The organism is Sphingobium sp. BS19 (assembly GCF_027925545.1).
Lineage (GTDB): Bacteria > Pseudomonadota > Alphaproteobacteria > Sphingomonadales > Sphingomonadaceae > Sphingobium.
On sequence record NZ_BSEF01000005.1, the window covers coordinates 40,589 to 65,307 of the forward strand.

A 24,719-nucleotide genomic window follows, 5' to 3' on the forward strand; every position below is an offset into this window, starting at 1 on the left:
ACACCATGTCGTCAAACAAAATTGACACTTATAATATGGAAAACGACGCGCAGCGGATCAGTTGCTGGCAGGCACCAGATTGCCCAGGCCATGCCGGTGCAATTTCGAATAGAGACTCTGTCGGCTCAGCCCCAGTATTTCCGCAGCAGAAGCCCGATTGTCGGAGGTGAACGTCAATGCCGCCTCGATACACAGACGCTCGATCAGGTCGGTACTTTCGCGCACGATGTCCTTGAGCGGCATCCGTCCGACCAGTTCGGTCAGTTGATCGACCGAGCGCGGCAAGTCCCGCTCGACCGGTGCCAATGTCCGCACCCGGCGCCCGACATTGCGGATCGTGAAGCCAAAGCAAATGCCATCGTCCATCGGCGCCATCACGCCCGACACTTCGACTTCTTCCTGTCCGCCTGCTGACCCACGCACAATCGTTGCAACATTGCGCACCGATCCATGTTCGCGCAGTTGATTGACGATCAGGTCGAGATCGATTCCGGGACGCCCCAGCCAAGAACCCAGATTTTCGCCCGCCACCCGGTCCGCCACTGGCATTTCGCTCAATTCGACGAATGCTTCGTTGGCGGTCAGAATGTTGAGATCGCCATCCGCCAAAACGAACGCATCGGGCATCCGCTCGACGATATTGCCCAATATCGCATCCTGCTTGGTCGGCTCCCGTGCGCCATCGACCACTTCGATGCGCACCAGCACAAGTGCGGTGCGGCCCTGCCGGAAAAGCCGCGCGGAAAATTGCGCTTCGATCGTGCTGTTGGCCAGATGCCCCATCACGGGCGCAACGTCATCGACGACACCAGCGGCACCCAGATGCGCGATAAAGGCTTCGCGGTCTGCGGCATCCAATATACTGCTGACAGGCTGATTGGACAGTCCGCCTTCCTTCACACCCAAAAGGCGTTCGGCGGCAGGATTGGCCTCGGTAATCCGTCGCGTGCCTGCATCGACGATTAACACAGGTTCGGATGCCATATCGAACAGCAAGCGATAGCGCGCTTCGGCCTGACGCAGCCGCACATAATCGCGTTCAAGCGATTGCTGCGTCTGGAGCAAGCGCTGCTGGATAGCCGCCGCGCTCAACATATCGCGACCGATTGCGATGGAGCGCCCACCTGTGCCGGTGCCGGACAGCATATACCGCACCGGAATTTCGCCTGCACCCGTCGGATGGTTGACTTGCCGCCACTGCATCGCATGGCCGTGCGTCAGTAATTCGGCGATCTTTTCGCGGCTTTCGCTACTGACGGTATCGATCCATGCCTTCCCGACCCAATCGGCGAAGCCATATCGCAGCAATTCGGGATTGGAGACCGCAACGTCGAGAATGACGCCCTTATCGTCCAGCACAAAGGCCACATCGCCCACCGATGCAAGCAATGCAGACGTGACATCGCCCGACAACATCCCAGACAGCGCATCGGGGAACGCAAATGCACTCGTCAGGGCGTTAGGATTGTGCCTGTTCATCGACGCGGTGCTTAGCTCCCGAAAGACAACTAACTCAGTAAGTTGCCTCCCTTTCATGGGTAGCAACCAATTTCCCCGCCAGCTTGACCGCCAGCTTTGCATCAGGGGCAGTACCGTCAGCACCCACTTGTGCCGCGAGGTCAGGATTATTAACGAACGTGGGCCCTCCAACCATTATGCACAACCGCGGATTGCGAGATACGCTCCGAAGCCCCTTTATGGTCGTGGGCAGCGCTCCGATATGGTAATCATAGCCAATCGTCAATCCGACAAAATCGAACCATTCTTCGCTTACCCGGCCCAACAGTTCGGCAGTGGTCACCTCGCTTAACCGGTCGGTTATCCAAGAGTCGCGGATAAACATTTCGTCCAGCAGCAGCGCGCCGAAGCTATGCTTGTCACCGGGCATCGACGCGATCAACGCGCGGCGCCCTCCGGCGGCACATTGACGGGCAGCGGGCGTTCGTGCGGAGATTTCGTGGACGATTTCCTGCAGCCGCCACAAACCCATTGTTACTTCAACGAAATCACATTCGTCTCGCTTCCAATATTCGCCCAGCAACCGCGCCGTCGGCGCCAGCAGATCGACCATCAGCGTTTCCACTGACACGCCACGAGCGAGGATCGCTTCGACGCGATCCAGCAGATCGGCTGCCTCCACGCGCAAGGAAAGCGGCGCAAACGCTTCAACTTCATCCTGCGTGATGGTGTCCATGCCATCGACCGGAACCAGGGGAGGCGCATCGGTTGCATGGGCGACGAGCAACCGCGGAATTATTTCGCCCTCGATCAGCTTCGTAATGGAAAAGTCATGGTCGTGACCCAGGCGGACCTGAAAGGCCGGAAGGCTTTGTGCGCTGTCTATACGTCGCTGGAAGTCACCGCGGTTAGCGGGTTGCGATGACCTTGCCAAACCAAGCATCGACGACATCCCGGACTCTCCTAGCCAGGCGACAGCCTTGTTGGCTGCAAGCTCGAGTTGCCCGTCTGGCTCCCCTGCCGACTCGAATGGTATGCCTGTTAAGCGAACTTGACAACAAGGAACGATGCCGCACCGCAGCATGTGTAAATATTTTTGGATGTCTAATTTAGTTGACACTTTACACGACGCTGACCTACTCTTCTGCCATAACGAAAGCAGAGGCGGGAACGGATGCGGTCGGACACCCCATCACTGGAAAGGCAGACGGAGCGTACCATCGTCCCGCTCTACACGCCCGAACAGCGCCGCCGCCGGGACGAGTCCCGCTGGACGCTGGTGCAGGGGATATTGGCTCCCGTCCAGTTCCTGATTTTCCTCGTTAGCCTGGCGCTGGTCCTGCGCTACCTTTCCACCGGCGAAGGTGCCAGCGCTGCCGCGCTCTCCATCGTGGTCAAGACTATCGCGCTCTACACCATCATGATCACTGGCTGCATCTGGGAGAAGGTCGTCTTCGACAAGTGGCTGTTCGCAGAGGCGTTCTGGTGGGAAGACTTTTTCAGCATGTTCGTGCTGGCGCTGCACACGGCGTATCTCGCCGCGCTTTTCCTCGGTTGGGGGACGGAACGCGAGCGGATGCTGATCGCGCTGGCCGCTTATGCCACCTACGCCATCAATGCGACGCAGTTCATCCTGAAACTGCGCGCAGCCCGCCTGCAAAGTGCACGTGACGCCGGTAACGCCGCGATGGTGACCGCATGACCCCCGCGCTTCCTGCCGCTGTCCCGGCCAGCACCGATTGCGCGCCGGTCCTGCGTCAGCGCGGACAGCGCGAAGTGTTCTGCGGCCTCACCGGCATAATCTGGCTGCATCGCAAGATTCAGGACGCTTTCTTCCTCGTGGTCGGATCGCGCACCTGCGCGCATCTGCTGCAATCAGCGGCGGGCGTGATGGTGTTTGCCGAACCTCGCTTCGGCACCGCAATCATCGAGGAACGCGATCTTGCGGGCATGGCCGATTGCAACGAGGAACTGGACCGCGTCGTCGACCGCTTGCTGACGCGCCGCCCCGATATCAGGATGCTGTTCCTTGTCGGCTCCTGCCCGTCGGAAGTCATCAAGCTGGACCTCTCGCGCGCTGCGCAGCGCCTGTCCGGCAAGCATAGCCCGAACGTCCGCATCCTCAATTATTCGGGCAGCGGCATCGAAACCACCTTCACCGAAGGCGAAGACGCCTGCCTCGCCTCACTGGTGCCGGAGATTCCCGCAGAACCGGCCAATGCCGCGCCTGCCTTAATGATCGTCGGTGCGTTGCCCGATGTGGTCGAGGATCAATTCCTGCGCATCTTCGCGCAGCTCGGCATCGGGCCGGTCCATTGCCTGCCTGCGCGGAAATCCGCCGATCTGCCCCCGGTTGGACCCAATACCCGCTATCTGCTGGCACAGCCGTTCCTTGGTGAAACCGCCCGTTCGCTCGAAGATCGCGGCGCGCAACGGCTCGATGCGATGTTCCCCTTCGGCGCGGAAGGCACGACGAGTTGGCTCCACGCCGCTGCCCAAGCCTTCGGCATCGAAGAAATGCATTTCCGCAGCGTCATCGCGCCGGGCCGCGAACGCGCCAAGCGCGCCATCGAACATTGCCGCGAAAAGCTGGCAGGCAAGAGCATCTTCTTCATGCCCGACTCACAACTCGAAGTACCGCTCGCGCGCTTCCTGAGCCAGGAACTTGGCATGGTGCCGATCGAAGTCGGCACGCCCTACCTCCACCGCCGCCATCTGGCGCAGGATCTAGCGCTGCTGCCCAGCACCACGGTTATCAGCGAAGGTCAGGATGTTGATCGTCAGCTTGATCGCGTACGCGCCGCGCAACCCGACATCACCGTTTGCGGCCTCGGCCTCGCAAATCCGCTGGAGGCCGAAGGGCTAACGACCAAATGGGCCATCGAACTGGTGTTCTCACCCATTCACGGCTTCGATCAGGCTGGCGATCTGGCCGAGTTGTTTGCACGACCTCTGCGCCGCCGCGATGTGTTGAGGGTGTGAGGATGATGGTTCAGCACATTCTCTCCTCCGTTAGGGCTGAGCTTGTCGAAGCCTTTCACTTCCTTGTTACTCGTCTGCCTGAACGAGAAGGAAAGCCCTTCGACAGGCTCAAGGCGAACGGAACAGAGGCGGGTGCAACATGCAACTGACCGTCTGGACATATGAAGGCCCGCCCCATGTCGGGGCCATGCGGATCGCCACCGCGATGGAAGGTCTGCATTATGTCCTGCACGCGCCGCAAGGCGACACCTATGCCGACCTCCTCTTCACGATGATCGAACGGCGCGGCAAGCGCCCGCCCGTCACCTACACAACCTTTCAGGCGCGCGACCTCGGCAAGGACACTGCCGAACTCTTCCAGACAGCAGCCCGCGAAGCCTATGCCCGTTATCAACCGCAAGCGATGATCGTCGGCGCTTCCTGCACCGCCGAACTTATTCAGGACGATCCGGCGGGGCTCACTGATGCAATGCGCCTGCCCATCCCGGTCATTCCGCTCGAACTGCCCAGCTATCAGCGCAAGGAAAACTGGGGCGCGGCCGAAACCTTCTATCAGATCGTGCGCAAGCTTGCCGACAAGGATCTGCGCCCCGCTCCCCGTGAAAACCGTCGCCCACGCGCCAATCTGCTCGGCCCCACGGCGCTGGGTTTTCGCCATCGTGACGACATCATCGAGATCACGCGCCTGCTCGATAGCATGGGCATCGACGTCCATCTCACCGCACCGCTGGGCGCTTCGCCCGCCGACATTGTGCGGATCGGAGAAGCGGATTTCAACATCCTCCTTTACCCCGAAATCGGCGATACCACTGTCCGCTGGCTGGAAAAGACCTTCGGCCAAAAGACTGTCCGCACTGTCCCCATCGGCTATGGTGCGACCAAGGATTTCATCCGTGAAGTCGCCGCAATCGCGGGCGTCGATGCAGCCCTAGCGCTGGATGACTCCCGCCTCCCCTGGTGGAGCCGCTCGGTCGATTCGACCTATCTTACCGCAAAGCGCGTCTTCATCTTCGGCGACGCCACCCATGCCATTGCCGCTGCCCGCGTAGCGCGCGACGAACTGGGTTTCACCGTTGTCGGCCTCGGCTGCTACAACCGCGAATTTGCCCGCGACCTGCGCGATGCGGCCAAGCTCTACGGCGTCGAACCACTCATCACCGACGACTATCTGGAAGTCGAAGACGCCATCGCCGCGTTGCAGCCCGAACTGGTGCTCGGTACGCAAATGGAGCGCCACATCGCCAAGCGCCTGCGCATCCCCTGCGCCGTCATTTCCGCGCCGGTCCATGTGCAGGATTTTCCCGCGCGCTACAGCCCGCAAATGGGGTTCGAAGGCGCGAACGTCCTCTTCGACACCTGGGTCCATCCGCTCGTCATGGGACTGGAAGAGCATCTGCTCACCATGTTCCGCGACGATTTCGAATTTAGCGACAGCGCGGGTGCCAGCCATCTGGGCCACGGGCGTGTCGCCCTGGCCACCCCCTCCCCGTTCGTCCCGAGCGAAGTCGAGGGACCGATACCGGGCGCAGCGGAAAGTCCCTCGACTACGCTCGGGACGAACGGCGGTTTGAATGGAGTTTGGTCCGCCGAAGCCGAAAAGGAATTGCTGAAAATCCCGTTCTTCGTTCGGGGGAAAGCGCGTCGGAATACCGAGCGTTTCGCCACCGAGCAGGGTCTCGCCGCTATCACGCTCGAGACACTCTATGATGCGAAGGCCCATTATGCGCGCTGAAGCTTCCTCCCCCACGCCCCCCGTCCGCGTTGTCATCGTCACGCTGGACAATCACCTGTCGGGTGCCGTCCGCCGCGCCGAAGCACAATTTGCTGCAGCGGGCCAGAACATCAGCATCGGCTTCCACGCCGCCGCCGACTGGGAGGAAAAGCCCGAAACGCTGGCCGCTGCCCGCGCCGACATTGCGCGCGGCGACATCATCCTGTGCACCATGCTGTTTCTGGAAGACCACATCAACGCCGTCCTCCCCGATCTGACCGCACGCCGCGAAGACTGCGATGCGATGGTCGGCCTGATGTCCGGCACCGAAATCGTGAAGCTGACCCGGCTGGGCGATTATCGCATGGACAAGCCCGCCAGCGGCCCGCTCGCACTGCTCAAGAAGCTGCGCGGATCGTCCAAGCCCGGCGCCAGCTCCGGCGCGAAACAGATGACGATGCTGCGCCGCCTGCCCAAGATCCTCCGCTTCATCCCCGGCACCGCGCAGGACGTGCGCGCCTATTTTCTGACGCTGCAATATTGGCTGGCCGGGTCGGACGACAATATGGTCGACCTGATCCGCGCGCTGATAGGGCGCTATGCCGCCGGGCCGCGCCAGCCGCTGCGCGCCATGATGAAGGCCGTGGCCCCGCGCGAATATCCCGATGTCGGTGTCTATCACCCTGCGCTCAAGCAGCGGATGAGCAAGCTGGCATCCGACCTGCCGATGAAGCGCAACGCGACCGGCACCGTTGGCGTCCTGATGCTGCGCTCCTATGTGCTGGCCAAGGATGCGGGCCATTATGATGGCGTGATCGCAGCGCTCGAAGCGCGCGGCCTCAATGTCATTCCCGCCTTCACCGGCGGTCTGGATGGACGTCCCGCCATCGAAACGCTGTTCATGCGCGACGGTCATGCGACGGTCGACGCCGTAATAAATCTCACCGGTTTCAGCCTGGTCGGCGGCCCTGCCTATAACGACGCTGCCGCTGCCGAGGATATCCTCGCACGGCTGGACCGCCCCTATATCGCCGCGCATCCGGTTGAGTTCCAGACGCTGCAAAGCTGGGGCGCGAACCGTCAGGGGCTGCTGCCGCTCGAATCCACCATGATGGTCGCCATTCCCGAACTGGACGGCGGCACCGTCCCGATGGTGTTCGGCGGACGCTCGGACGGATCGGACACCCCCTGCACAGGCTGCACACGCGGCTGCGTCTTCCCCGCGGGCGGCGATGTTCGCGCCATGCAACCCTGCAGCGAACGCGCCGAAACCCTTGCGGGCCGCGTCCTCAAGATGATCGAACTGCGCCGCGCCGAAGCCGCCGAGCGCCGCGTAGCCATCGTCCTCTTCAACTTCCCGCCCAATGCAGGCGCAGCAGGCAGCGCGCAATTCCTCGCCGTGTTCGAATCCCTCCACGCCACGCTCCGCCGCCTCGCCAGCGAAGGCTATATGGTCGATGTCCCCGCCAGCGTCGACGCGCTGCGCGATGCGATCCTCAACGGCAACGCCGCCCGCTATGGCGCGGATGGCAATGTCCATGCACGGGTCAGCGCGGACAGCATCGTCGCTAATGAAACCTACCTTGCCGATATCGAACGCGAATGGGGTCCGGCCCCCGGCAAGCTGCAAGCCGATAGTGCATCGGTGCATATCCTCGGCGCGCGCTTCGGTAATGTCTTCGTCGGTATTCAACCGGCCATCGGCATCGAAGGCGATCCCATGCGGCTGCTGTTCCAGGGGCGTTTCGCCCCGACCCATGCTTTTGCGGCCTTCTACCGCTGGCTGCGCGAAGATTTCCGCGCCCATGCCGTGTTGCATTACGGCACGCATGGCAGCCTGGAATTCATGCCCGGCAAGCAGACGGGCCTCAGCGCAATGTGCTGGCCGGACCGCCTGATCGGCGACTTGCCCAACATCTATCTCTACGCCGCCAACAACCCGTCCGAAGGTGTGCTCGCCAAGCGCCGGTCGGGCGCGACACTCATCAGCTACCTCACCCCCGCACTCATCAATGCAGGCGTCTACAAGGGGCTGGCCGACCTAAAGGCATCGGTCGATCGCTGGCGCGGCGCGGATCACGATGCCGATGACATGACGGCCCTTGCAGACATCATCGCCGAGCAAGCCGCTGCCCTCGACCTAGACGGCACCGACATTCCCGCCCTTGCCGCCCGCCTCTACGAAATCGAGCGCGAACTCATCCCGCAGGGTCTGCATGTCGCAGGTTCAGCCGCCACCCGCGAAGAACGCATCGAAATGCTGCTTGCCTCGGCCAGCACGCGCGAAACCCCGATCGATCGCGACACGGTCATTGCCATGATGGATGGCACCATCGCCGCCGACACACCGCTGCTGCAGGAACTCGCCGCACTCGACATCGCGCTGTCGTCCAATGGCGAACTCGACGGGATCGTCGATGCACTCAACGGCAAATATATCCGCCCGGTATCCGGCGGCGATATCCTCCGCACCCCCGACATCCTCCCCACGGGCCGCAACATCCACGGCTTCGACCCCTTCCGTATCCCCTCCGCCTTTGCCGTGCGCAATGGCGCGGAACAGGCACAGCGCCTGATCGAGCGCAGCATGACGGACTCGGGCCATCTGCCCGAGACCGTCGCGATGGTCCTGTGGGGCACCGACAATCTCAAGAGCGAAGGCGCACAAGTCGCGCAGGCGATGGCGCTCATGGGCGCCCGCCCCCGCTTCGACGGTTACGCCCGCCTTGCCGGGGCCGAACTGATCCCGCTCGCCGAACTTGGTCGCCCCCGCATCGATGTGATCGCCATCTTGTCCGGCGTGTTCCGCGACCTGATGCCGCTCCAGACGCGGATGCTCGCCCAAGCCGCCCTCCTCGCCGCGCAGGCCGACGAACCGCTGGAGATGAACTTCATCCGCAAACATGCCCTCGCGCATCAGGCCGAACATGATTGCGACATCGATACCGCGGCATTGCGCGTCTTCTCCAACGCGGAAGGTGCCTATGGCGCCAACGTCAATCTGATGATCGACACCGGCGCATGGACCGATCCCAACGAACTGGCCGACAGTTTCGAACGGCAGAAGGGCTATGCTTATGGCGTGTCCGGCGCGCCGGTGCGGCAGGCCGCGATCCTGGCCTCCGCGCTCAAGACCGTCGATTGCGCCTATCAGAACCTCGAATCCGTCGAACTCGGCATCACCGCCATCGATCAATATGTCGATGCGCTGGGCGGCATCAGCCGCGCCGTCACCCGTGCCAAGGGCGGTGCCACCGCGCCGGTCTACATCGGCGACCAGACGCAGGGCGTAGGCAAAGTCCGCAGCTTGCAGGAACAGGTCGCTCTGGAAACCCGCACCCGCATCCTCAACCCCGTCTGGACCGAAGGGCTGCTCCGCCACGGTTACGAAGGCGTCCGCCAGATCGAGGGGCATGTAACCACGACGATGGGCTGGTCCGCCACCACCGGCGAAGTCGATCCCTGGGTCTATCAGCGGATCAGTGAAACCTATGTGCTGGATGCCGCCATGCGCGAACGCATCGCGGCCCTCAATCCCAAGGCATCGGCGCGCGTCGCCAATCGCCTGATCGAAGCATCGGAACGCCAATATTGGACGCCCGATGCGGCTACGCTGGCGGCGCTCCATGCCGCCAGTGACGAACTGGAAGACCGCCTCGAAGGCGTCGTGGCTCAAGTCCCTCAAAAAGTCGCGGCGTAAGGATAAAACAACATGGCATTACTCGACCCCCCTTCAAAACTGCGCCTCGACGGTGACGGCAGCGTTCAGGTCCAGATGGATCCCAACGACCGCATCGGAAACGCCAAGGTATTCGCGGTGTACGGCAAGGGCGGGATCGGCAAGTCGACCACCTCGTCGAACCTGTCCGCTGCCTTCTCGCTGCTTGGCAAGCGCGTGCTGCAGATCGGCTGCGACCCCAAGCATGACTCGACCTTCACGCTGACCAAAAAGCTGATGCCGACGGTGATCGACGTCCTCGAAACCGTCGAGTTTCACGCCGAAGAATTGCGCCCCGAAGATTATATGTTCGAAGGTTTCAACGGCGTGATGTGTGTGGAGGCCGGTGGCCCGCCCGCTGGCACCGGCTGCGGAGGCTATGTCGTCGGACAGACTGTCAAGCTATTGAAACAGCATCACTTGTTGGAAGAAACCGACGTCGTAATCTTCGACGTGCTGGGCGATGTGGTATGCGGCGGCTTTGCGGCCCCCTTGCAACATGCCGAGCGCGCGGTGGTCGTCGCCGCCAATGATTTCGACAGCATCTTCGCGATGAACCGCATCGTCGCCGCCATCAAGGCGAAGTCGAAGAATTACGATGTGCGCATGGCCGGCGTCATCGCCAACCGCTCCGCCGCCACTGACGAGATCGACCGCTTCAACGAAGCCACCGGACTCAAGCGCCTTGCGCATTTCTCCGATCTCGACGCAATCCGCCGCAGCCGCCTCAAAAAATGCACGCTCTTCGAAATGGACTCGACGCCCGAAGTCGATGCCGCCTGCCTCGAATATAAGCGCCTTGCCGCGCAAATGTGGGCCGGGTGCGATCCGCTGGACGCGCAGCCGATGAAGGATCGCGAGATCTTCGAATTTCTGGGGTTCGAATAATGGCCACGGCTACCTACGCTTCCTATCGCAGCCGCCTCGAAACCTATTTCGACCGCACGGCCAGCAAGACCTGGGAACAGCTCACGTCCGACGCCCCGGTCAGCGGCATCCGCGCCACGGTGCGCGCCGGTCGCAACCGGATGCGTGACACGCTGCTTTCCTGGCTCCCAGCCGACATGACGGGTATGCGCCTGCTCGATGCCGGGTGCGGCACTGGCGCACTCGCGGTCGAAGCGGCACAGCGCGGCGCGCATGTGGTCGCCATCGACGTGGCAGGCAGCCTGGTCGACATCGCCAAGCGCCGCGCGCCAAAAGGGCTGTCGATCGACTGGCGCGTGGGCGACATGCACGATCCAGCGCTTGGCACGTTCGATCATGTCGTCGCGATGGACTCGCTGATCCACTATCCCGCCTTCGATATCGTCGATGTGCTGAAGGGTCTGTCGGAACGCACCGACGGCTCAATGCTCTTCACCTTCGCACCGCAGACGCCGTTGCTGATGGCGGCGCTCGGCATGGGTCGGCTTTTCCCGCGCAGCGACCGTTCACCAGCGATCCTGCCCGTCAAGGAACGCCTGCTCCGCACCCTGATCGTCAACGCGATGCCCACTACCCGGTTGGGCCGCGATCTGAAGGTACAGGGCGGTTTCTACACCAGTCACGCCCTGGAGGTCGTCACGCTATGACCACGAGCCGTACCCACGCATTCTGGAACAAGGTCGGGCTGAAGTTCCTGCCCTTCGCCGATGCGGCAACAGCGGAGTTGCCCTTGGGCCGCCTGCTGCGCCTGTCGCTGTTTCAGGTGTCCGTGGGCATGGCCGCCGTACTGCTGAACGGCACCCTCAATCGCGTAATGATCGTCGAACTGGGCATGTCGGCGACGCTGGTCGCGCTGATGGTGTCGCTGCCCTTGGTGTTCGCGCCGCTACGTGCACTCATCGGCTTTAAGTCGGACACCCACACCTCAAAGCTGGGGTGGAAGCGGGTTCCTTACATCTGGTTTGGCACCTTGCTGCAATTTGGCGGCTTCGCAATCCTCCCCTTCGCGCTGCTGGTGATGACGGGCGAAGGCCATGGTCCAGCCGTATTCGGCCATGCCGGCGCGGCGCTGGCTTTCCTGATGGTCGGCGCGGGAATGCACACGACGCAGACCGCCGGATTGGCGCTCGCCACCGACCTCGCCCCAGCCGCCGCTCGCCCCCGCGTCGTCGCCTTGCTCTATGTCATGCTGCTGCTCGGCGTGATGATCAGCGCGCTGATCATCGGTCAGTTGCTGAGCAATTTCACCCCCACCCGTCTTGTCCAGATCATTCAGGGCGCGGCGCTGCTGACCGTCATCCTCAACATGACGGCGCTGTGGAAGCAGGAAGCCCGCAACCGTCAGGCCACTGCGCAGCAGGATCACCGCCCGACCTTCCGCGAAGTCTGGTACCTATTCATCGTCCGCCCCACCACCAAGCGCCTGCTGGCTGCCGTGGGTCTCGGCGCTGCAGCGTTCAGCATGCAGGATGTGCTGCTCGAACCCTATGGCGGTCAAATCCTCGGCCTCTCGGTAGGCGCAACCACTTCGCTGACCGGCCTGTGGGCGATGGGTATGCTCGGCGGCTTCTCGCTCGCCGCGCAAAAGCTCTCGACCGGTCGCGACCCGCACCGCCTTGCCAGCATCGGCGCACGCGCTGGCATCTTCGCTTTCCTCCTCGTCATTTTGGCAGCCCCGCTCCAATCGGGCGCTATCCTCGCCATTGGCGGCATGCTCATCGGCTTTGGCAATGGCATGTTCTCGGTCGGCACCCTCACCGCCGCGATGGCCATATCGGATGAAGGCAAGAACGGCCTCGCGCTCGGCGCATGGGGGGCGGTGCAGGCGACCTGCGCGGGCCTCGCCATCGCCATCGGCGCTTTTGCCCGCGACATCATTTCCAGCGCCGCCGTCAACCGTGCACTGGGCGACGCCTTTGCCGCCCCCGCCGCCGGCTACGCCTTCGTCTATGTCGCCGAAATACTGATGCTGTTCGGCACCATCGCCGTCCTGCGCCCGCTCGCCCGCCCCACCATCAAGCAATGGGACGGAGCGCAACAGCGCTTTGGCCTCAGCGAATTTCCAATCTGACGGCCCAAGAAAGGGAAACTGGTCATGAACCCGCAAATCACCCAAGGAATCGATGTAGCGTCGCTGACGCTCTATGCGTTCTTCCTCTTCTTTCTTGGCCTCGTCTTCTATCTCCGCCGGGAGGACCGACGCGAAGGCTATCCGTTGGAGGACGAAATGTCGGGCCGCATCGACACCCCCGGCGGCCCCCTCTCGACTGCCAGCCCCAAGACGTTCCGCATGCCCTTCGGTCATGGCACCGTGACGGTCCCCAATAACAAGCGCGATCCCCTCGATATCAAGGCTTACCGCACCGATCGCTTCGGCGGCGCACCGATTGCCCCCACCGGCAACCCGCTGATCGACGGCATCGGCCCGGCAGCATGGGCCGACCGCGCCAAGCGCCCCGATGTCGATTATGAAGGCCATGCCCGCATCGTGCCCATCAGCGCCGCGCCCGGCTTCACCATCGCAAAGGGCGATCCCGATCCGCGCGGTATGGCCGTACTGGGTGCCGACGGTCAGCTTGCCGGGACGGTCCAAGACATCTGGATCGACAAGGCCGACCGCCTGATCCGTTACCTTGAAGTCGAAGTCGGCGGGATCGCAGGCAAGCATGTCCTCGCCCCGATGATGATGGCCATGATCAACAAGAGCCAGCGCACCGTCACCATCGACGCGCTCCTCGCCAGCCAGTTCGCCGACGCACCCGTTATCGACGCAGCGGACACGATCACCCTCTACGAAGAGGAACGCGTCCAGGCCTATTTCGGTGGTGGCTATCTCTACGCCACCCGCGAACGTCAGGAGCCACTGCTGTGAGCGAATATGAGAATGAGCCGATCCCCGGCCTTCCCGGCAATCTGCCAGCGGGCGAACATATCGTGTGGCAGGGCGCACCCGACTGGCGCATCCTGGCCCGCACGGCGTTCCATACGCGCCTGATCGCCGGATATTTCGGCGTCCTCACGGTGGTCGCCTTGGTCGAGGCTATCCGCGCCACAACCGCTTCACCGACGCACTTCATGGGCGTCGCAACGACGATCGTCGTGGGGATTGCAGGTGTCGGCTTATTGCATCTGCTGGCATGGGGAACGGCCCGCACGACGATGTACACGCTGACCAATCGCCGCGTGGTAATGCGCATCGGCATGGCCCTGCCCAAGTGCATCAATCTGCCGCTGGGTCAGGTCGGGCGCGTGGATTTGAACGTCCGGGCCGACGGTTCGGGCGACTTGCCACTCACCCTCACCAGTGCACAGCGGTTGGGTTACGCAGCCCTGTGGCCCCACGCCCGTCCGTGGAAGATCTCCACGCCGCAACCGATGCTGCGCGCCATTCCCGACGCCACCAATGTCGCAGCATTGATCGCCCGCACCTGCCTTTCGGCTAATCCCGGCGGCGCAATGGCAACCGTGGAAGCGCCCACCGCATCGATCCCCCATTATGGAGAGGCAGCAGCCGCATGAGCGCCACCCACAGCCATGAAGGGATGCTGCCCCGCGGCACGCTGATGATCGCAGGCGCGCTCGTCGCCTTTGCCCTTACCGCGACGACCGCCGTCCGCGTTTTCCACATTCCCCCGGTCGCTTCGCCCGTCGCACTGCGGACAGCCGAACATATCGCTCCGGTCCAGACCCGCAACATTCGCTTCATCGACCGGAAAGACGGTGCGGTCGTCATTCAGGACAGCGACACCGGCGCGACGGCTTATGTCATAGAGCCGGGCATGAAGACCGGCTTCGTCCGTGCGGTCATGCGCGGATTGGCCCGCGACCGGATGATGCGCGGCATTGGCTCCACGCCGCCATTCACGCTGACACTGTGGAAAGACGGTCAGTTGTCGCTGACCGACACCGTGACCAAGCGCACGACCGAAATGACCGCATTCGGCACCGACAATCGCGCCGCCTTCCTCATCCTGCTCGCCAACGCAGGCAAGACGCAGTGATGGCCTTCCGCCGCTCCAGCTTCGACACCGCCTGTCGCATCGAAGTCGAACATAGCGACGCGCATCTGCACGCGCATGTGGAGTTGGCGGACGGCATAGCCATGCATCCGGGCGACAAGGTGCGCGTCCATGGCGAACCCATCAGCGTCGGTTTTGGCGAGCGGCGCGTGTTCGACCGCATCGCCACGGTCGAACGCGCCAGCCTGATCGAACGGCTGTGGACCAAAGTATCGGGGCATTTCGAACTGTCCGAACTGTATGAAGTCAGCTTCACTTCGCGGAGGATCTCATGAACGCCATCACCCCCATCGCGGCCGCCGAAGCGATGGAAATCGCCCAGCAGGACACGATCCTCGCCCCGCGTTTCTACACCACCGATTTCGATGCCATCGACCGCATCGACGTATCGCCGGTCCGCGCCGAGTGGGACAAGCTGATCGCGGAAATGGCCGCCGATCCCAACAAGCTGCACTTCAAGCGGACGCAGGCATTCGACGGTGTGATCGAGAGCCTGCCCGATGGCGTGCGGCAGGAATTTGTCGACTTCCTCGTCAGCTCCATGACGTCGGAATTTTCAGGCTGCATCCTTTATGCAGAAATCGCTCGCCGTGCGAAGAACCCCGACATCAAACAGCTTTTCCGGCTGATGAGCCGCGATGAAAGCCGCCACGCCGGCTTCATCAACGATACGCTGAAGGACTCCGGCATCGGCATCGATCTGGGCTTCCTGACCAAGACCAAGAAATACACCTATTTCCGGCCCAAGTTCATTTTCTACGCGACCTATCTGTCGGAGAAGATTGGCTATGCGCGGTACATCACGATCTACCGCCACCTCGCCCGCCATCCGGAGCTGCGCTTCCACCCGATCTTCAACTGGTTCGAAGAATGGTGCAATGACGAGTTCCGCCATGGCGAAGCCTTTGCGATCCTGCTGCGCACCGATCCCAAGCTGCTAAGCGGCGTCAACAAGCTGTGGATCCGCTTCTTCCTCGTCGCCGTATACGCCACCATGTACGTCCGCGATCACAACCGCCCCGCCTTCCACAAGGCGCTGGGTGTCGATCCGACCGAATATGACCATAAGGTCTTCTCGCTGACGTCCGAAATCACGCGGCAGGTTTTCCCGGTGGTGGTAGACAATGAAGGTCCACGCTTCCGCCGGGGGTTGGAACGGATGCGCATCCTTGCCGCGAAGATTGACGATGCAAAGGCGCAGGGTGGCATCATTGGCGGCATCAAACGCGCAGCCCTGACCGCGCAAGTGGCCGTCGCTTTCCTCAACCTCTACCTCACCCCAGTCGTCGCCAACGAAGCGCCCGCCGATGTGCGCCTCGCGCCCGTCTGGTGAGCATAGCCCCGCTCTTCTTCGCCCTCCTGATGTGGTTCATCGGCACGGCGGCGGTCGTGTGGCTGGACAGCCGCCCGCAACACACCTTCGCCACCAGCTTCCGCCTGTCCGGACTGGTGGCGCTGGCAGCGGCGGTGGTGGTGTGGTTCACCGCCGGAGAGCAGGACGCGCATGGCGCCTATGTCGGCTTTGGTGCGGCCATCCTGATCTGGGGATGGCACGAAATGGGGTTTCTGATGGGCTTCGTCGCCGGATCGCGCCGCGATCCACTCCCCGAAGGCGTGACAGGCTGGCCGCGCTTCCGCATGGCCGCCGCCACGGTAATGCACCATGAAATCGCGCTGGCGTTGACGGCCTTGGCACTGTTCGCAATAACCTGGGGCCAATCGAACCAGTCCGCGCCGCTCACTTTCCTGCTGCTGTTCCTGCTGCGCCTCAGTGCCAAGTTCAACCTGTTCCTGGGCGTGCCGAACCTGTCGGACGAAGTGTTCCCCGCGCATCTCGCCTACCTCAAAAGCTATTTCCGCAAGCGCAGGATGAACGCACTCTATCCCTTCTCGCTGATCGGCACCGGCGCCATTGCCGCATGGGCATGGATTGCTGCGGAAAACGCGCCGTTCGGCGGCGAGGCAGCAGTCACCGCCACCTTGCTTTTCGGTCTTGCAGCGCTGGGCATCATAGAGCATCTGTTTCTCGTGCTGCCACTGCGCGACGCGAAACTTTGGACGTGGGCTTCTTCGGAGGCTCCGTCTTCCAGGACGACTGCAACAACCGCGGCGAAGACCGCTATAACAGACTAGACTATCGGAGGGCATGCACATGGATTTCGAAGCATTTTTCACCGGCGAGCTCGATACGCTCAAGGGGGATGGACGCTACCGCATTTTCGCGGAGCTGGAGCGCAAGGCCGGGGCCTTTCCGCAGGCGCATCATCACAACGAAGGCGCAGTCAGCGACGTAACCGTGTGGTGCTCGAACGATTATCTGGGCATGGGCCAGCATCCCAAGGTGCTGGACGCGATGCACGCGACGCTCGACAAATGCGGCGCAGGCGCAGGGGGCACGCGCAACATTTCCGGCACGACCCACGCCCATGTGCAGCTCGAACATGAACTGGCCGATCTGCACAACAAGGAAGCGGCGCTCCTGTTCACTTCCGGCTATGTATCGAACTGGGCAGCGCTTGGCACATTGGCTGCGCGGATTCCCGGCTGCATCGTCCTGTCCGATGCGCTGAACCACGCTTCGATGATCGAAGGCATCCGCCACAGCCGCGCCGAATGCCACCGCTTCACTCACAATGATCCGGTGGATCTAGACCGTCGCCTGTCGGCAATGGACCCGGCCCGCCCCAAGCTGGTCGCCTTCGAGAGCGTTTATTCGATGGACGGCGACATCGCCCCCATCGCCGAAATCCTCGACGTCTGCGAAAAGCATGGCGCGATGAGCTACATCGACGAAGTCCATGCGGTCGGCCTCTATGGTCCGCGCGGCGGCGGCATTGCCGAACGTGAAGGGCTGATGGACCGCATCACCGTGATCGAAGGCACGCTGGGCAAGGCCTATGGCGTGATGGGCGGCTATATCGCCGGGTCGGCCGCGGTAGTCGACTTCGTCCGCAGCTTCGCCAGCGGCTTCATCTTCACCACTGCCCTCCCCCCGGCGCTGGCCGCCGGTGCCTGCGCCAGCATCCGGCACCTGAAGGACAGCACTGCCGAACGCGAAGCGCACAAGGAACGCGTGGCGCAGGTGCGCCGCCGTCTCGACGCCATCGGCATCCCTACGATCGACAACCCCAGCCACATCATCCCGGTGATGGTGGGCGACGCGCACAAGTGCAAAATGATCAGCGACTGGCTGCTGGAAAATCATGGCATCTACGTACAGCCGATCAACTATCCGACCGTCCCTGTCGGCACCGAGCGCCTGCGCCTGACGCCTTCACCCGTGCACACCGATGGCGACGTCGACCGTCTGGTCAGCGCACTTTCGGAAATCTGGTCGCATTGCGAACTCGCGCGGCGCGCCATGGCCGCCTGACGGCAGCGTCCCACATGCAAAGGCCAGCTTCCCATATCAGGGAAGCGGGCCTTTTCTTTTGCCGCCGATCAGTCTTCGATGAAATGCCGTCGCAACCGCCGCACGAGCAGCCACACGACCAGCAGCACCACCGGCACGGACGCCCCCATTGCGATGTCATGGTGCACGCCGGGGATAAGCCCGAACACATATCCCAGTAGCGCCACCAGATAGTAGCTGATCGCCACCACCGACAGTCCTTCGACGGTTTGTTGCAGGCGCAATTGCAATTGGGTGCGTTTGTTCATCGAGGTTAGGAGATCGCGGTTTTGCATGGCCAATGCCGTATCGATCCGCGTGCGCAGCAATGCGCTCGTCCACGCCGCCCGTTGCGACAGGTCGTCCAGCCGGTCGGAGAAGGAAATACAGGTCCGCACCGCCGGCATCAACCGTCGCTCGGTAAAGTCCGCCAACGTCTGATACCCCGTCATCGCGCCAACACTCAGGCTATGCAGTCTTTCCGTACTGATCTGGGAATAGGCCCGCGTCGCGCTCATACGATAGCGCGTTTCCGCGATCAGGCGCGCAAGCTCGGCCGACAGGAACGTCAGTTCGTCCAGCAACTGATCGTCCCGAGACACGCGCTCGGACACCGCATGGGTCAGCGCTGCCAACCGCCGCTCCAGCCGCGAGACATCTGGGCTGAGCCGCTGCGCCAGCGGCAGGCCCAGCAAGGCCATGTTGCGGTAATTGCCCAGTTCCTGAAGGCGCGCCATCAATTGCGCCGCTTCATCCCGCGCCAGCCCCTGATCTATGACGAGCAGGCGCCCGAACCCATCGGCGTGCAGGCGGAAGTCCGACATCATCAGCGCCTTGCCCTGCAATATTTCACACAGGATCAGGGCTTCATCGTCGAACCACTCGTCGCGCGTTGCTCTGTCTGGAACCGGCGTACCAAGGGGATAGAGAGCGATCTGTGTCGCCCGGATGACCTCGCCGGGCATATTCGCGAATATCTCGGACGACAGCGGATCGAACGTGTCGGTTGCGAACGGCTCACCGAACGGCCCATGGAGAATAAGCGTGTAGCTGGCAAATTCGGTATGCCGTTCCCAAACCAGTGTCATGCTGCCCAGATCGATGACGGCATATTTGGCGTGGGGGGGCAGGTTCATGCCGCGTTTGAGGGCAATCGGTTCGATATGCGCCCGCGCTTCGCTGGCCGCCGTCTCGCCCAGCACCGTGACAACCTGCAGCAACCGGCATGGCGCCGACATGCGCGGCAGGCGACGGACATGCATTTCTTCGGAAAGCGATGCCCGCAACGGGTGGCTTCTGGCTGTCAGATTATCCACGCCAGAAGCCTCCTTTTGCTATGTTAATTGTATCAACCCAGTGGCGTCACTGCGTTGCCTTGGTCGTATCCGTCATCGCCGCCGGCTTGTTGAAAGCGTCCGGCACGGTTTCATCCGCATTCGGCCCGCCTTCAGCAGGGACGACCGCAGCTTGTGCTATCGGCGGCCCTTTCAGCACGGGATTGTCCGCAATCATGCTCTTCCCGCCCAGCGGCTTGGAAAGACCCTGATGGCAGGTCATGCAGTTGACTTTGTACGGATCGCCCAACGGTCCCTTGCGATAGGCCGGGAATACCGACTGCAGCGAGGAAATATATTGGTCGTTGGTATCACGCACCATGCGGATGCCATAATAGGCCGTGGCGCGCTGCGCCCGGCTGAGCGACCAGGATCGGAACGACTGCGAGTTATGGCAGTAGGTGCAGTTTACCCCCAAGGAGGAACTGAGGTGCATCATCAGGCCGTAGCTGCTCTCTGCCGCCTTGATCGACACGACATGGTTCTTAGAGGGATAGGCGCTGCTTGACGCGACCCGGATCTGATTGGCGTTCTGGAAGTAGTCCGTGAAGCCCTGCGACGGCAGCGATGCGTATCCGACATTGGGATCGGGCGCATTCTGTCCGAACTTCGCGCCCCGAATACGTCCGGGATTGGGTGAAGCCACCGCATCCGTCCACTTATATTGCGGCACCGCATTGCCTGCGTGACAGGTATAGCATGTCACGCCCGTCTGCTTCACATGGCTGGCGTATTTCGTGTTGATGTTCCAGGTCATCTGAATCATCTTGCGCGCGACGATCTTCGTATATTTCTCGTCGGACGCCAAATTCTCGGGGTTGTGGCAGTAATTGCACCCTTGCGCCGGCGGCGCGACCCATTGGGTGATCGCTGCCATCAGATGATTGAACCGTTCGGCACTCACCCCACCCAGAACCTGAACATTCTGATAGGACTCGGAGGCCAGCGGTCCGGTATCTTCCGGCACCGCATAAGGCGCAGCGGGAATGGCGGCAGCCTTTGCCATATGATCGGGATCGTTGATCTGATTAAGGCCTGCGCCGCGATAACCGACTTGTGACACCGTTTTGGGCCCCAGTTCACAGCCTGTCAGCAGAACCAGCGAACCCAGCGTCACACCGAAAGTGACGGTCTTTGCATATGTGCTCATTGGGGCGCTCCCGGCAGAGTGGCAGGATCGATGGTTCCGGTGCCGGGGTAGCTGGGGGCATAGCCATGCTGGATCGCCCAGAGATACCAGTTATCGACAACAGTGCCGGTCAGCAGGATGCCGATGCCGCCGGTCAGCGGGGTGAGGACGGCAAACCACCAGGCCCAGCGATGGATCGATTCCATCGTCGCGTTGAACCCCATGGTCCAGCGCCAGAACAAAGCCGCGCGTTCGGATGCCGTACCGCGATCGGTGATCTGTTCGATCTCACGCTCCCCGCCGTAACGACCGACCGCAAGGATCGTCGCACCGTGCATCGCGAACAGCAGCGTCGAACCGTAGAGGAACGCGATGGAGAGGCAGTGGAAGGGATTGTAGAAGAGATTGCCGTAGCGGATCGAAAAGGCCGCGGTCCAGTCAAGGTGCGGGAAGATGCCGAAAGGCACTGCCTCTGCCCAGCTTCCCATCAGCATCGGCCGCAGGAAACCCAGCACGACCATCAACCAGATGGCGCTCATGAACGCCCAGAATATGTGCGTGCCCATGCCCAGCTCCCTGGCACGGCGATAGGTCCGCGCCGCCCACAGCAGCACCGACGTCGTCATGAAGAAGCCGGCCATCTGCCACCATCCCCCTTCGGCCAGTGGCACGAAGAGCTGGAAGCCATATTTGGGTGCAGGCGGTTCCAGCGCGAGCCAGAAAAGCTGACGGGCGAACTGCACCGGGTCCCAGTTGACCGACGCCCACATGTTGAGGCCGATGATCTCGAACGCGAGGAAGCCGCAGACCAGCGAAGCCATGCCCAGAGTGCCGAGATAAATCGGCCCGATCTGCGCATTACCGAACTTGCCCATCCAGTAATTGAAGAACCCCTTTCCGATGCGATCGAAGCTGCCAGGGGGAAGCGCGGGGCCCATTTCGGGTGCAGCGCGAAGCTGAACCTGAGTGAAGATATTTTGATAGCGTGCCATGTTCTTCGCTCTCCTCAAGACCAGATCGGCAAGTTGAGCCACCAGGTCCACCATTCAGGCCAGCCGCGCGCCCATAACGGGCCGCTGATGATGATGCAGATCGCGCTCCAGAAGCCTGCCGACAGCGCGAGGAACAGGCCCAGGCGATGAATGCCTAAGGTGCCGACCGAATAGCCGATGGTGTCGCGGAAGAAGGTGTCTTCATATTCCGGCGACTTCACTTCGCCATTACCCGGACCCTTGGGATCGGGATTGACTGCCGACAGGACCAGCCCGCCATGCAGCGCCAGCGCGAAGGTGGTGGTGAAGAAGAAACTCACCGCCAGCATGTGCGCCGGGTTATAATGGAAGTGCAGATACTGGTATCCGGTGTTCGATACCCAGTCCAGATGGCTGAAAATGCCATAGGGAAAGCCGAATCCCCATGCGCCCAGCATCCACGGGCGGATCACCACGAGCGACACATAAGCGAAAATCGCGACGCCAAAGGCAATCGGCACATGATAGCCGATGCCCAGCTTTCGGCAGATTTCCGCTTCGCGCAAGGCCCAGGACGTAAACGCCCCGACCGCGCACATCGTAATGATCTGCCAGAACCCGCCTTCGCGTAAGGGCGCGAGGCCAAGGCCATAGCTGATGTCAGGGGGTGCGATGCTGATGAGCCACGGGTTCCACGTCGGCCCCAGCGAGGCCGCGTAAAAAATCAATGCCGTCCCCAAACTCGCGAAGATCGCGGTGGTGACGCCAAAGAACCCGACGTAAAATGGACCTACCCAATAGTCGAACAGGTCGCCGCCGATGAGCGTGCCACCCCTGACTCGGTATTTCCGTTCGAAGCTAAGCAACGCCATTGCGATCTCTCCCCCCGCGACACTCTCGACGGGTCGTTTGAGTAGTTCTGTTCAAGTGGACGAGGTCGACCTAGCCCGCCCTCGCCCACTCGCAATTGCAGCAAAGGCGCCCGTCAGGTTGCCGGAGGTGCTGCAGGAGCCTCCATCGCCGCCGGTGCCTTTGCAGGACCGTCGAGCCAGTTGAACCGGTCGGTGCTGAGCAGGATGAAGTGAATCAACAGTGCCAGCACGAACAGGAAAATCGCGAGGGCGGTAAGCGTCCTGCGCGGGTCGAAGATCATCCATAATCTCCACATGAGATGGTCTCCTTATGCCAAGAGGGATGTGATGGCGTTGCTCGCCACGGCTACACCGTGATCGACCATCGCATAGCCTTCGGGACCGGGCAGCCAGGGCCGCCAGCTCCATGCGAGGAAGTGCGCAATCACCGCCACTATCGTGAAGATAATGAAGCTGGTGATGAAGATCTTGTGGAACTCCTTCGCCTCTTCCGGGGTCAGGTATGTGCCCGGCCCCAATCTATCGTCTCTATTGTCGCTCATGTTTCGTCTCCATTCTGCCCGACGTGTGCGGAAGCGTTGAAACGACGCTTCCCGGCGGCATCTACGCAGCGACGACCGCCGCGAAGATCGGTTGGCCCACACATCCCCGGCGGGGACTCAGCGGGAATGGCGGTGCGGACGGTCATGCGGTCCGGCTTTCGGTTATGGCGCTGGCAAGCCGCTGCGCACTGACGGAGACCTCGCCGGCACGCCGTGCGCCACGTTCGGCGGCATCGCGAATACGCTTGGCGGCGGAAATGCGGACGAGGACCGGCTCACGCTCGACGACGACGTCCAGTTGCGACTTGGCATCGTCGTCCCAGAGCAATTCGGACTGGAGCCGAGCCGGGGTCGGCTCTGCCTTGTCCAACTGGCTGGCGAGCGGGATGATGTGGAAAAGCGCATCGAAGAGCGCGTTGCACACTTCCTGCACAAGATAGGTCGCACCGGCATAGCCCATGAAGGGCGTGCCGGTATGGCGGCGGATGATCGCACCGGGGAACGAAGCGGGGATGTAGACGCCACGCGCGCCGGTTTCCGCCATATACATCCGCTCGTTGAAGCTGCCGAACACCAGCAGCGGCGGGTTGGTAGCGATGGCTTCCTTCACCGCCGCATTGTCCGGCTTCACGCCTGCATTGCGCTGGAAAGCGAAGTTGCAGGGCAGGCCCATATCGTCTTCCAGGAATTTGCGGATGCCACGGCTGTATGTTTCCGTGGCGACGATGCCGAAGCTCGCCGTGCCGAAGAAATCCTGCGTGACCGAGCGCCACAAGTCCCAAAGCGGCTTGATCGTGGTATGCTTTTCCCGCTCGATGAACGGCTCTGGATCGAGGCCCGTCAACTCACCCAGCTTGCGCAGGAACAGCGTGGTCGATTCCAGCCCGATGGGTGCCTGCAGGAAAGGCCGCTCCAACGCTTCGCACAAACCACGACCAAATTCGCGATACATGCAGACGTTGACTTGCGCCTTCGCCAAATTCTTGACGTCGGCCAGATGGCTGCCCAGCGGAAAGACCATCCCGACATTCGCGCCGATGCCTTCGATCAGCCGCCGGATTTCAGCAAGATCGGAGGGCATGTTGAACGTACCGTACATCGGGCCGATGATATTGACGGTCGGCTTTTCGCCTTCGCGCAACGGACGCGGCGCAGGTGCTTTTTTCGGCCCGAACTGCGTCCACAGCCATGTCAGCGCGCGGTCGCCCGCCTGCCACTGATCCTCGTCGATTGTGCGCGGCAGGAAGCGCTGGATATTGGTGCCTTCCGGCGTCACGCCGCCGCCGATCATCTCGGCAATCGAACCGGTAACGACCACAGCGGGCAAATCACGGTCCAGCGTTTCCCACGCTCGCCGCATCGCCCCTTCGGTGCCATCGCGGCCCAATTCCTGCTCGCCAAGGCCCGTAACGACAATCGGCAATTCATGCGGCGGCAGGCCATCGGTATAATGCAGCACCGATGTCACCGGCAGGTTTTCGCACCCGACCGGCCCGTCGATAATCACCTGCAATCCCTTGATCGCGGTGAACGCATAGACCGCGCCCCAATAACCACCCGCACGGTCATGATCGAGAACCAGCGTCATAGCCCGCCCCCCTCCGCGCCAGCGGCACATCCTCTTTCTTCTCTCCGCGTCTCCGCGTCTCCGCGCGAACAACACAA

General features: G+C 62.1%; 23 protein-coding genes. 14 read left to right on the forward strand and 9 right to left on the reverse strand.

What is annotated here, in order from left to right; translation table 11 throughout:
* Positions 1-57 precede the first annotated feature (57 nt).
* Complete coding sequence (gene ppsR, locus QMG56_RS06290; RefSeq protein WP_281821735.1) at positions 58-1,479, reverse strand: transcriptional regulator PpsR; 1,422 nt, start codon at positions 1,477-1,479, stop codon at positions 58-60.
* A gap of 34 nt (positions 1,480-1,513) precedes the next feature.
* The gene (locus tag QMG56_RS06295; RefSeq protein WP_281821736.1) at positions 1,514-2,410 is read right to left on the reverse strand and encodes a B12-binding domain-containing protein; all 897 of its coding nucleotides are present in this window, start codon (positions 2,408-2,410) and stop codon (positions 1,514-1,516) included.
* Positions 2,411-2,632: 222 nt separating this feature from the next.
* Here QMG56_RS06295 and bchF point away from each other — a divergent pair, with 222 nt between their 5' ends.
* The 14 genes from bchF (at position 2,633) to hemA (ending at position 18,188) form a co-directional block, all read left to right on the forward strand.
* The gene (bchF, locus tag QMG56_RS06300) at positions 2,633-3,160 is read left to right on the forward strand and encodes a 2-vinyl bacteriochlorophyllide hydratase (protein WP_281821737.1); all 528 of its coding nucleotides are present in this window, start codon (positions 2,633-2,635) and stop codon (positions 3,158-3,160) included.
* Complete coding sequence (locus QMG56_RS06305) at positions 3,157-4,440, forward strand: ferredoxin:protochlorophyllide reductase (ATP-dependent) subunit N (protein ID WP_281821738.1); 1,284 nt, start codon at positions 3,157-3,159, stop codon at positions 4,438-4,440. Before bchF ends, QMG56_RS06305 begins: the two co-directional genes overlap by 4 nt.
* Before the next feature lie 139 nt (positions 4,441-4,579).
* Positions 4,580-6,172 carry a ferredoxin:protochlorophyllide reductase (ATP-dependent) subunit B gene (gene bchB / locus QMG56_RS06310; RefSeq protein ID WP_281821739.1) on the forward strand — a complete coding sequence of 531 codons (1,593 nt, stop codon included), beginning with the start codon at positions 4,580-4,582 and terminating at the stop codon, positions 6,170-6,172.
* Positions 6,162-9,851, forward strand: coding sequence for a magnesium chelatase subunit H (locus QMG56_RS06315; RefSeq protein ID WP_281821740.1), 3,690 nt, complete (start codon positions 6,162-6,164; stop codon positions 9,849-9,851). The genes bchB and QMG56_RS06315 overlap by 11 nt, the downstream gene beginning before the upstream one ends.
* A gap of 12 nt (positions 9,852-9,863) precedes the next feature.
* Positions 9,864-10,757: a ferredoxin:protochlorophyllide reductase (ATP-dependent) iron-sulfur ATP-binding protein gene (gene bchL, locus QMG56_RS06320; protein WP_281821742.1), complete on the forward strand. Its 894-nt coding sequence runs from the start codon at positions 9,864-9,866 to the stop codon at positions 10,755-10,757.
* Positions 10,757-11,443 carry a magnesium protoporphyrin IX methyltransferase gene (gene bchM, locus QMG56_RS06325; protein WP_281821743.1) on the forward strand — a complete coding sequence of 229 codons (687 nt, stop codon included), beginning with the start codon at positions 10,757-10,759 and terminating at the stop codon, positions 11,441-11,443. Before bchL ends, bchM begins: the two co-directional genes overlap by 1 nt.
* Positions 11,440-12,867: a BCD family MFS transporter gene (locus QMG56_RS06330; RefSeq protein ID WP_281821744.1), complete on the forward strand. Its 1,428-nt coding sequence runs from the start codon at positions 11,440-11,442 to the stop codon at positions 12,865-12,867. Before bchM ends, QMG56_RS06330 begins: the two co-directional genes overlap by 4 nt.
* Positions 12,868-12,891: 24 nt before the next feature.
* On the forward strand, positions 12,892-13,668 hold the full coding sequence (puhA, locus tag QMG56_RS06335) for a photosynthetic reaction center subunit H (RefSeq protein ID WP_281821745.1): 777 nt from the start codon (positions 12,892-12,894) through the stop codon (positions 13,666-13,668).
* The gene (gene puhB, locus QMG56_RS06340; RefSeq protein ID WP_281821746.1) at positions 13,665-14,315 is read left to right on the forward strand and encodes a photosynthetic complex putative assembly protein PuhB; all 651 of its coding nucleotides are present in this window, start codon (positions 13,665-13,667) and stop codon (positions 14,313-14,315) included. The genes puhA and puhB overlap by 4 nt, the downstream gene beginning before the upstream one ends.
* On the forward strand, positions 14,312-14,797 hold the full coding sequence (puhC, locus tag QMG56_RS06345) for a photosynthetic complex assembly protein PuhC (RefSeq protein WP_230188760.1): 486 nt from the start codon (positions 14,312-14,314) through the stop codon (positions 14,795-14,797). The genes puhB and puhC overlap by 4 nt, the downstream gene beginning before the upstream one ends.
* Positions 14,797-15,090, forward strand: a complete 294-nt coding sequence (locus QMG56_RS06350; RefSeq protein ID WP_375713649.1) for a hypothetical protein — start codon at positions 14,797-14,799, stop codon at positions 15,088-15,090. The genes puhC and QMG56_RS06350 overlap by 1 nt, the downstream gene beginning before the upstream one ends.
* Complete coding sequence (gene acsF / locus QMG56_RS06355) at positions 15,087-16,148, forward strand: magnesium-protoporphyrin IX monomethyl ester (oxidative) cyclase (protein ID WP_281821748.1); 1,062 nt, start codon at positions 15,087-15,089, stop codon at positions 16,146-16,148. The genes QMG56_RS06350 and acsF overlap by 4 nt, the downstream gene beginning before the upstream one ends.
* Positions 16,145-16,948, forward strand: coding sequence for a putative photosynthetic complex assembly protein PuhE (puhE, locus tag QMG56_RS06360; protein WP_281821749.1), 804 nt, complete (start codon positions 16,145-16,147; stop codon positions 16,946-16,948). Before acsF ends, puhE begins: the two co-directional genes overlap by 4 nt.
* Positions 16,949-16,967: 19 nt before the next feature.
* Complete coding sequence (hemA, locus tag QMG56_RS06365; protein WP_230188756.1) at positions 16,968-18,188, forward strand: 5-aminolevulinate synthase; 1,221 nt, start codon at positions 16,968-16,970, stop codon at positions 18,186-18,188.
* 68 nt (positions 18,189-18,256) lie between these two features.
* Here the strand turns inward: hemA and QMG56_RS06370 are convergent, their stop codons facing one another.
* From QMG56_RS06370 to bchZ, 7 genes are all read right to left on the reverse strand, one after another.
* The gene (locus tag QMG56_RS06370; protein ID WP_281821751.1) at positions 18,257-19,522 is read right to left on the reverse strand and encodes a DUF3422 family protein; all 1,266 of its coding nucleotides are present in this window, start codon (positions 19,520-19,522) and stop codon (positions 18,257-18,259) included.
* A 46-nt stretch (positions 19,523-19,568) separates the two neighbouring features.
* Positions 19,569-20,690: a photosynthetic reaction center cytochrome PufC gene (pufC, locus tag QMG56_RS06375; protein WP_281821753.1), complete on the reverse strand. Its 1,122-nt coding sequence runs from the start codon at positions 20,688-20,690 to the stop codon at positions 19,569-19,571.
* Positions 20,687-21,661 carry a photosynthetic reaction center subunit M gene (gene pufM, locus QMG56_RS06380; RefSeq protein ID WP_230188753.1) on the reverse strand — a complete coding sequence of 325 codons (975 nt, stop codon included), beginning with the start codon at positions 21,659-21,661 and terminating at the stop codon, positions 20,687-20,689. The genes pufC and pufM overlap by 4 nt, the downstream gene beginning before the upstream one ends.
* Before the next feature lie 14 nt (positions 21,662-21,675).
* A complete protein-coding gene (gene pufL, locus QMG56_RS06385; RefSeq protein ID WP_230188752.1) occupies positions 21,676-22,512 on the reverse strand; it encodes a photosynthetic reaction center subunit L in 837 nt (278 codons plus the stop codon).
* Positions 22,513-22,625: 113 nt separating this feature from the next.
* Positions 22,626-22,808, reverse strand: coding sequence for a light-harvesting antenna LH1, alpha subunit (gene pufA / locus QMG56_RS06390; protein WP_127691325.1), 183 nt, complete (start codon positions 22,806-22,808; stop codon positions 22,626-22,628).
* Between the two features lie 12 nt (positions 22,809-22,820).
* A complete protein-coding gene (gene pufB / locus QMG56_RS06395; protein ID WP_230188751.1) occupies positions 22,821-23,054 on the reverse strand; it encodes a light-harvesting antenna LH1, beta subunit in 234 nt (77 codons plus the stop codon).
* Between the two features lie 142 nt (positions 23,055-23,196).
* Positions 23,197-24,642 carry a chlorophyllide a reductase subunit Z gene (bchZ, locus tag QMG56_RS06400; RefSeq protein ID WP_281821755.1) on the reverse strand — a complete coding sequence of 482 codons (1,446 nt, stop codon included), beginning with the start codon at positions 24,640-24,642 and terminating at the stop codon, positions 23,197-23,199.
* Between the last annotated feature and the right edge of the window lie 77 nt (positions 24,643-24,719).

Coding starts and splice junctions, on each gene's coding strand:
- ppsR (WP_281821735.1), bottom strand. CDS start 1,479: ATGAACAGGCACAATCCTAACGCCCTGACGAGTGCATTTGCGTTCCCC.
- QMG56_RS06295 (WP_281821736.1), bottom strand. CDS start 2,410: ATGTCGTCGATGCTTGGTTTGGCAAGGTCATCGCAACCCGCTAACCGC.
- bchF (WP_281821737.1), top strand. CDS start 2,633: ATGCGGTCGGACACCCCATCACTGGAAAGGCAGACGGAGCGTACCATC.
- QMG56_RS06305 (WP_281821738.1), top strand. CDS start 3,157: ATGACCCCCGCGCTTCCTGCCGCTGTCCCGGCCAGCACCGATTGCGCG.
- bchB (WP_281821739.1), top strand. CDS start 4,580: ATGCAACTGACCGTCTGGACATATGAAGGCCCGCCCCATGTCGGGGCC.
- QMG56_RS06315 (WP_281821740.1), top strand. CDS start 6,162: ATGCGCGCTGAAGCTTCCTCCCCCACGCCCCCCGTCCGCGTTGTCATC.
- bchL (WP_281821742.1), top strand. CDS start 9,864: ATGGCATTACTCGACCCCCCTTCAAAACTGCGCCTCGACGGTGACGGC.
- bchM (WP_281821743.1), top strand. CDS start 10,757: ATGGCCACGGCTACCTACGCTTCCTATCGCAGCCGCCTCGAAACCTAT.
- QMG56_RS06330 (WP_281821744.1), top strand. CDS start 11,440: ATGACCACGAGCCGTACCCACGCATTCTGGAACAAGGTCGGGCTGAAG.
- puhA (WP_281821745.1), top strand. CDS start 12,892: ATGAACCCGCAAATCACCCAAGGAATCGATGTAGCGTCGCTGACGCTC.
- puhC (WP_230188760.1), top strand. CDS start 14,312: ATGAGCGCCACCCACAGCCATGAAGGGATGCTGCCCCGCGGCACGCTG.
- QMG56_RS06350 (WP_375713649.1), top strand. CDS start 14,797: ATGGCCTTCCGCCGCTCCAGCTTCGACACCGCCTGTCGCATCGAAGTC.
- acsF (WP_281821748.1), top strand. CDS start 15,087: ATGAACGCCATCACCCCCATCGCGGCCGCCGAAGCGATGGAAATCGCC.
- hemA (WP_230188756.1), top strand. CDS start 16,968: ATGGATTTCGAAGCATTTTTCACCGGCGAGCTCGATACGCTCAAGGGG.
- pufC (WP_281821753.1), bottom strand. CDS start 20,690: ATGAGCACATATGCAAAGACCGTCACTTTCGGTGTGACGCTGGGTTCG.
- pufM (WP_230188753.1), bottom strand. CDS start 21,661: ATGGCACGCTATCAAAATATCTTCACTCAGGTTCAGCTTCGCGCTGCA.
- pufL (WP_230188752.1), bottom strand. CDS start 22,512: ATGGCGTTGCTTAGCTTCGAACGGAAATACCGAGTCAGGGGTGGCACG.
- pufA (WP_127691325.1), bottom strand. CDS start 22,808: ATGTGGAGATTATGGATGATCTTCGACCCGCGCAGGACGCTTACCGCC.
- pufB (WP_230188751.1), bottom strand. CDS start 23,054: ATGAGCGACAATAGAGACGATAGATTGGGGCCGGGCACATACCTGACC.
- bchZ (WP_281821755.1), bottom strand. CDS start 24,642: ATGACGCTGGTTCTCGATCATGACCGTGCGGGTGGTTATTGGGGCGCG.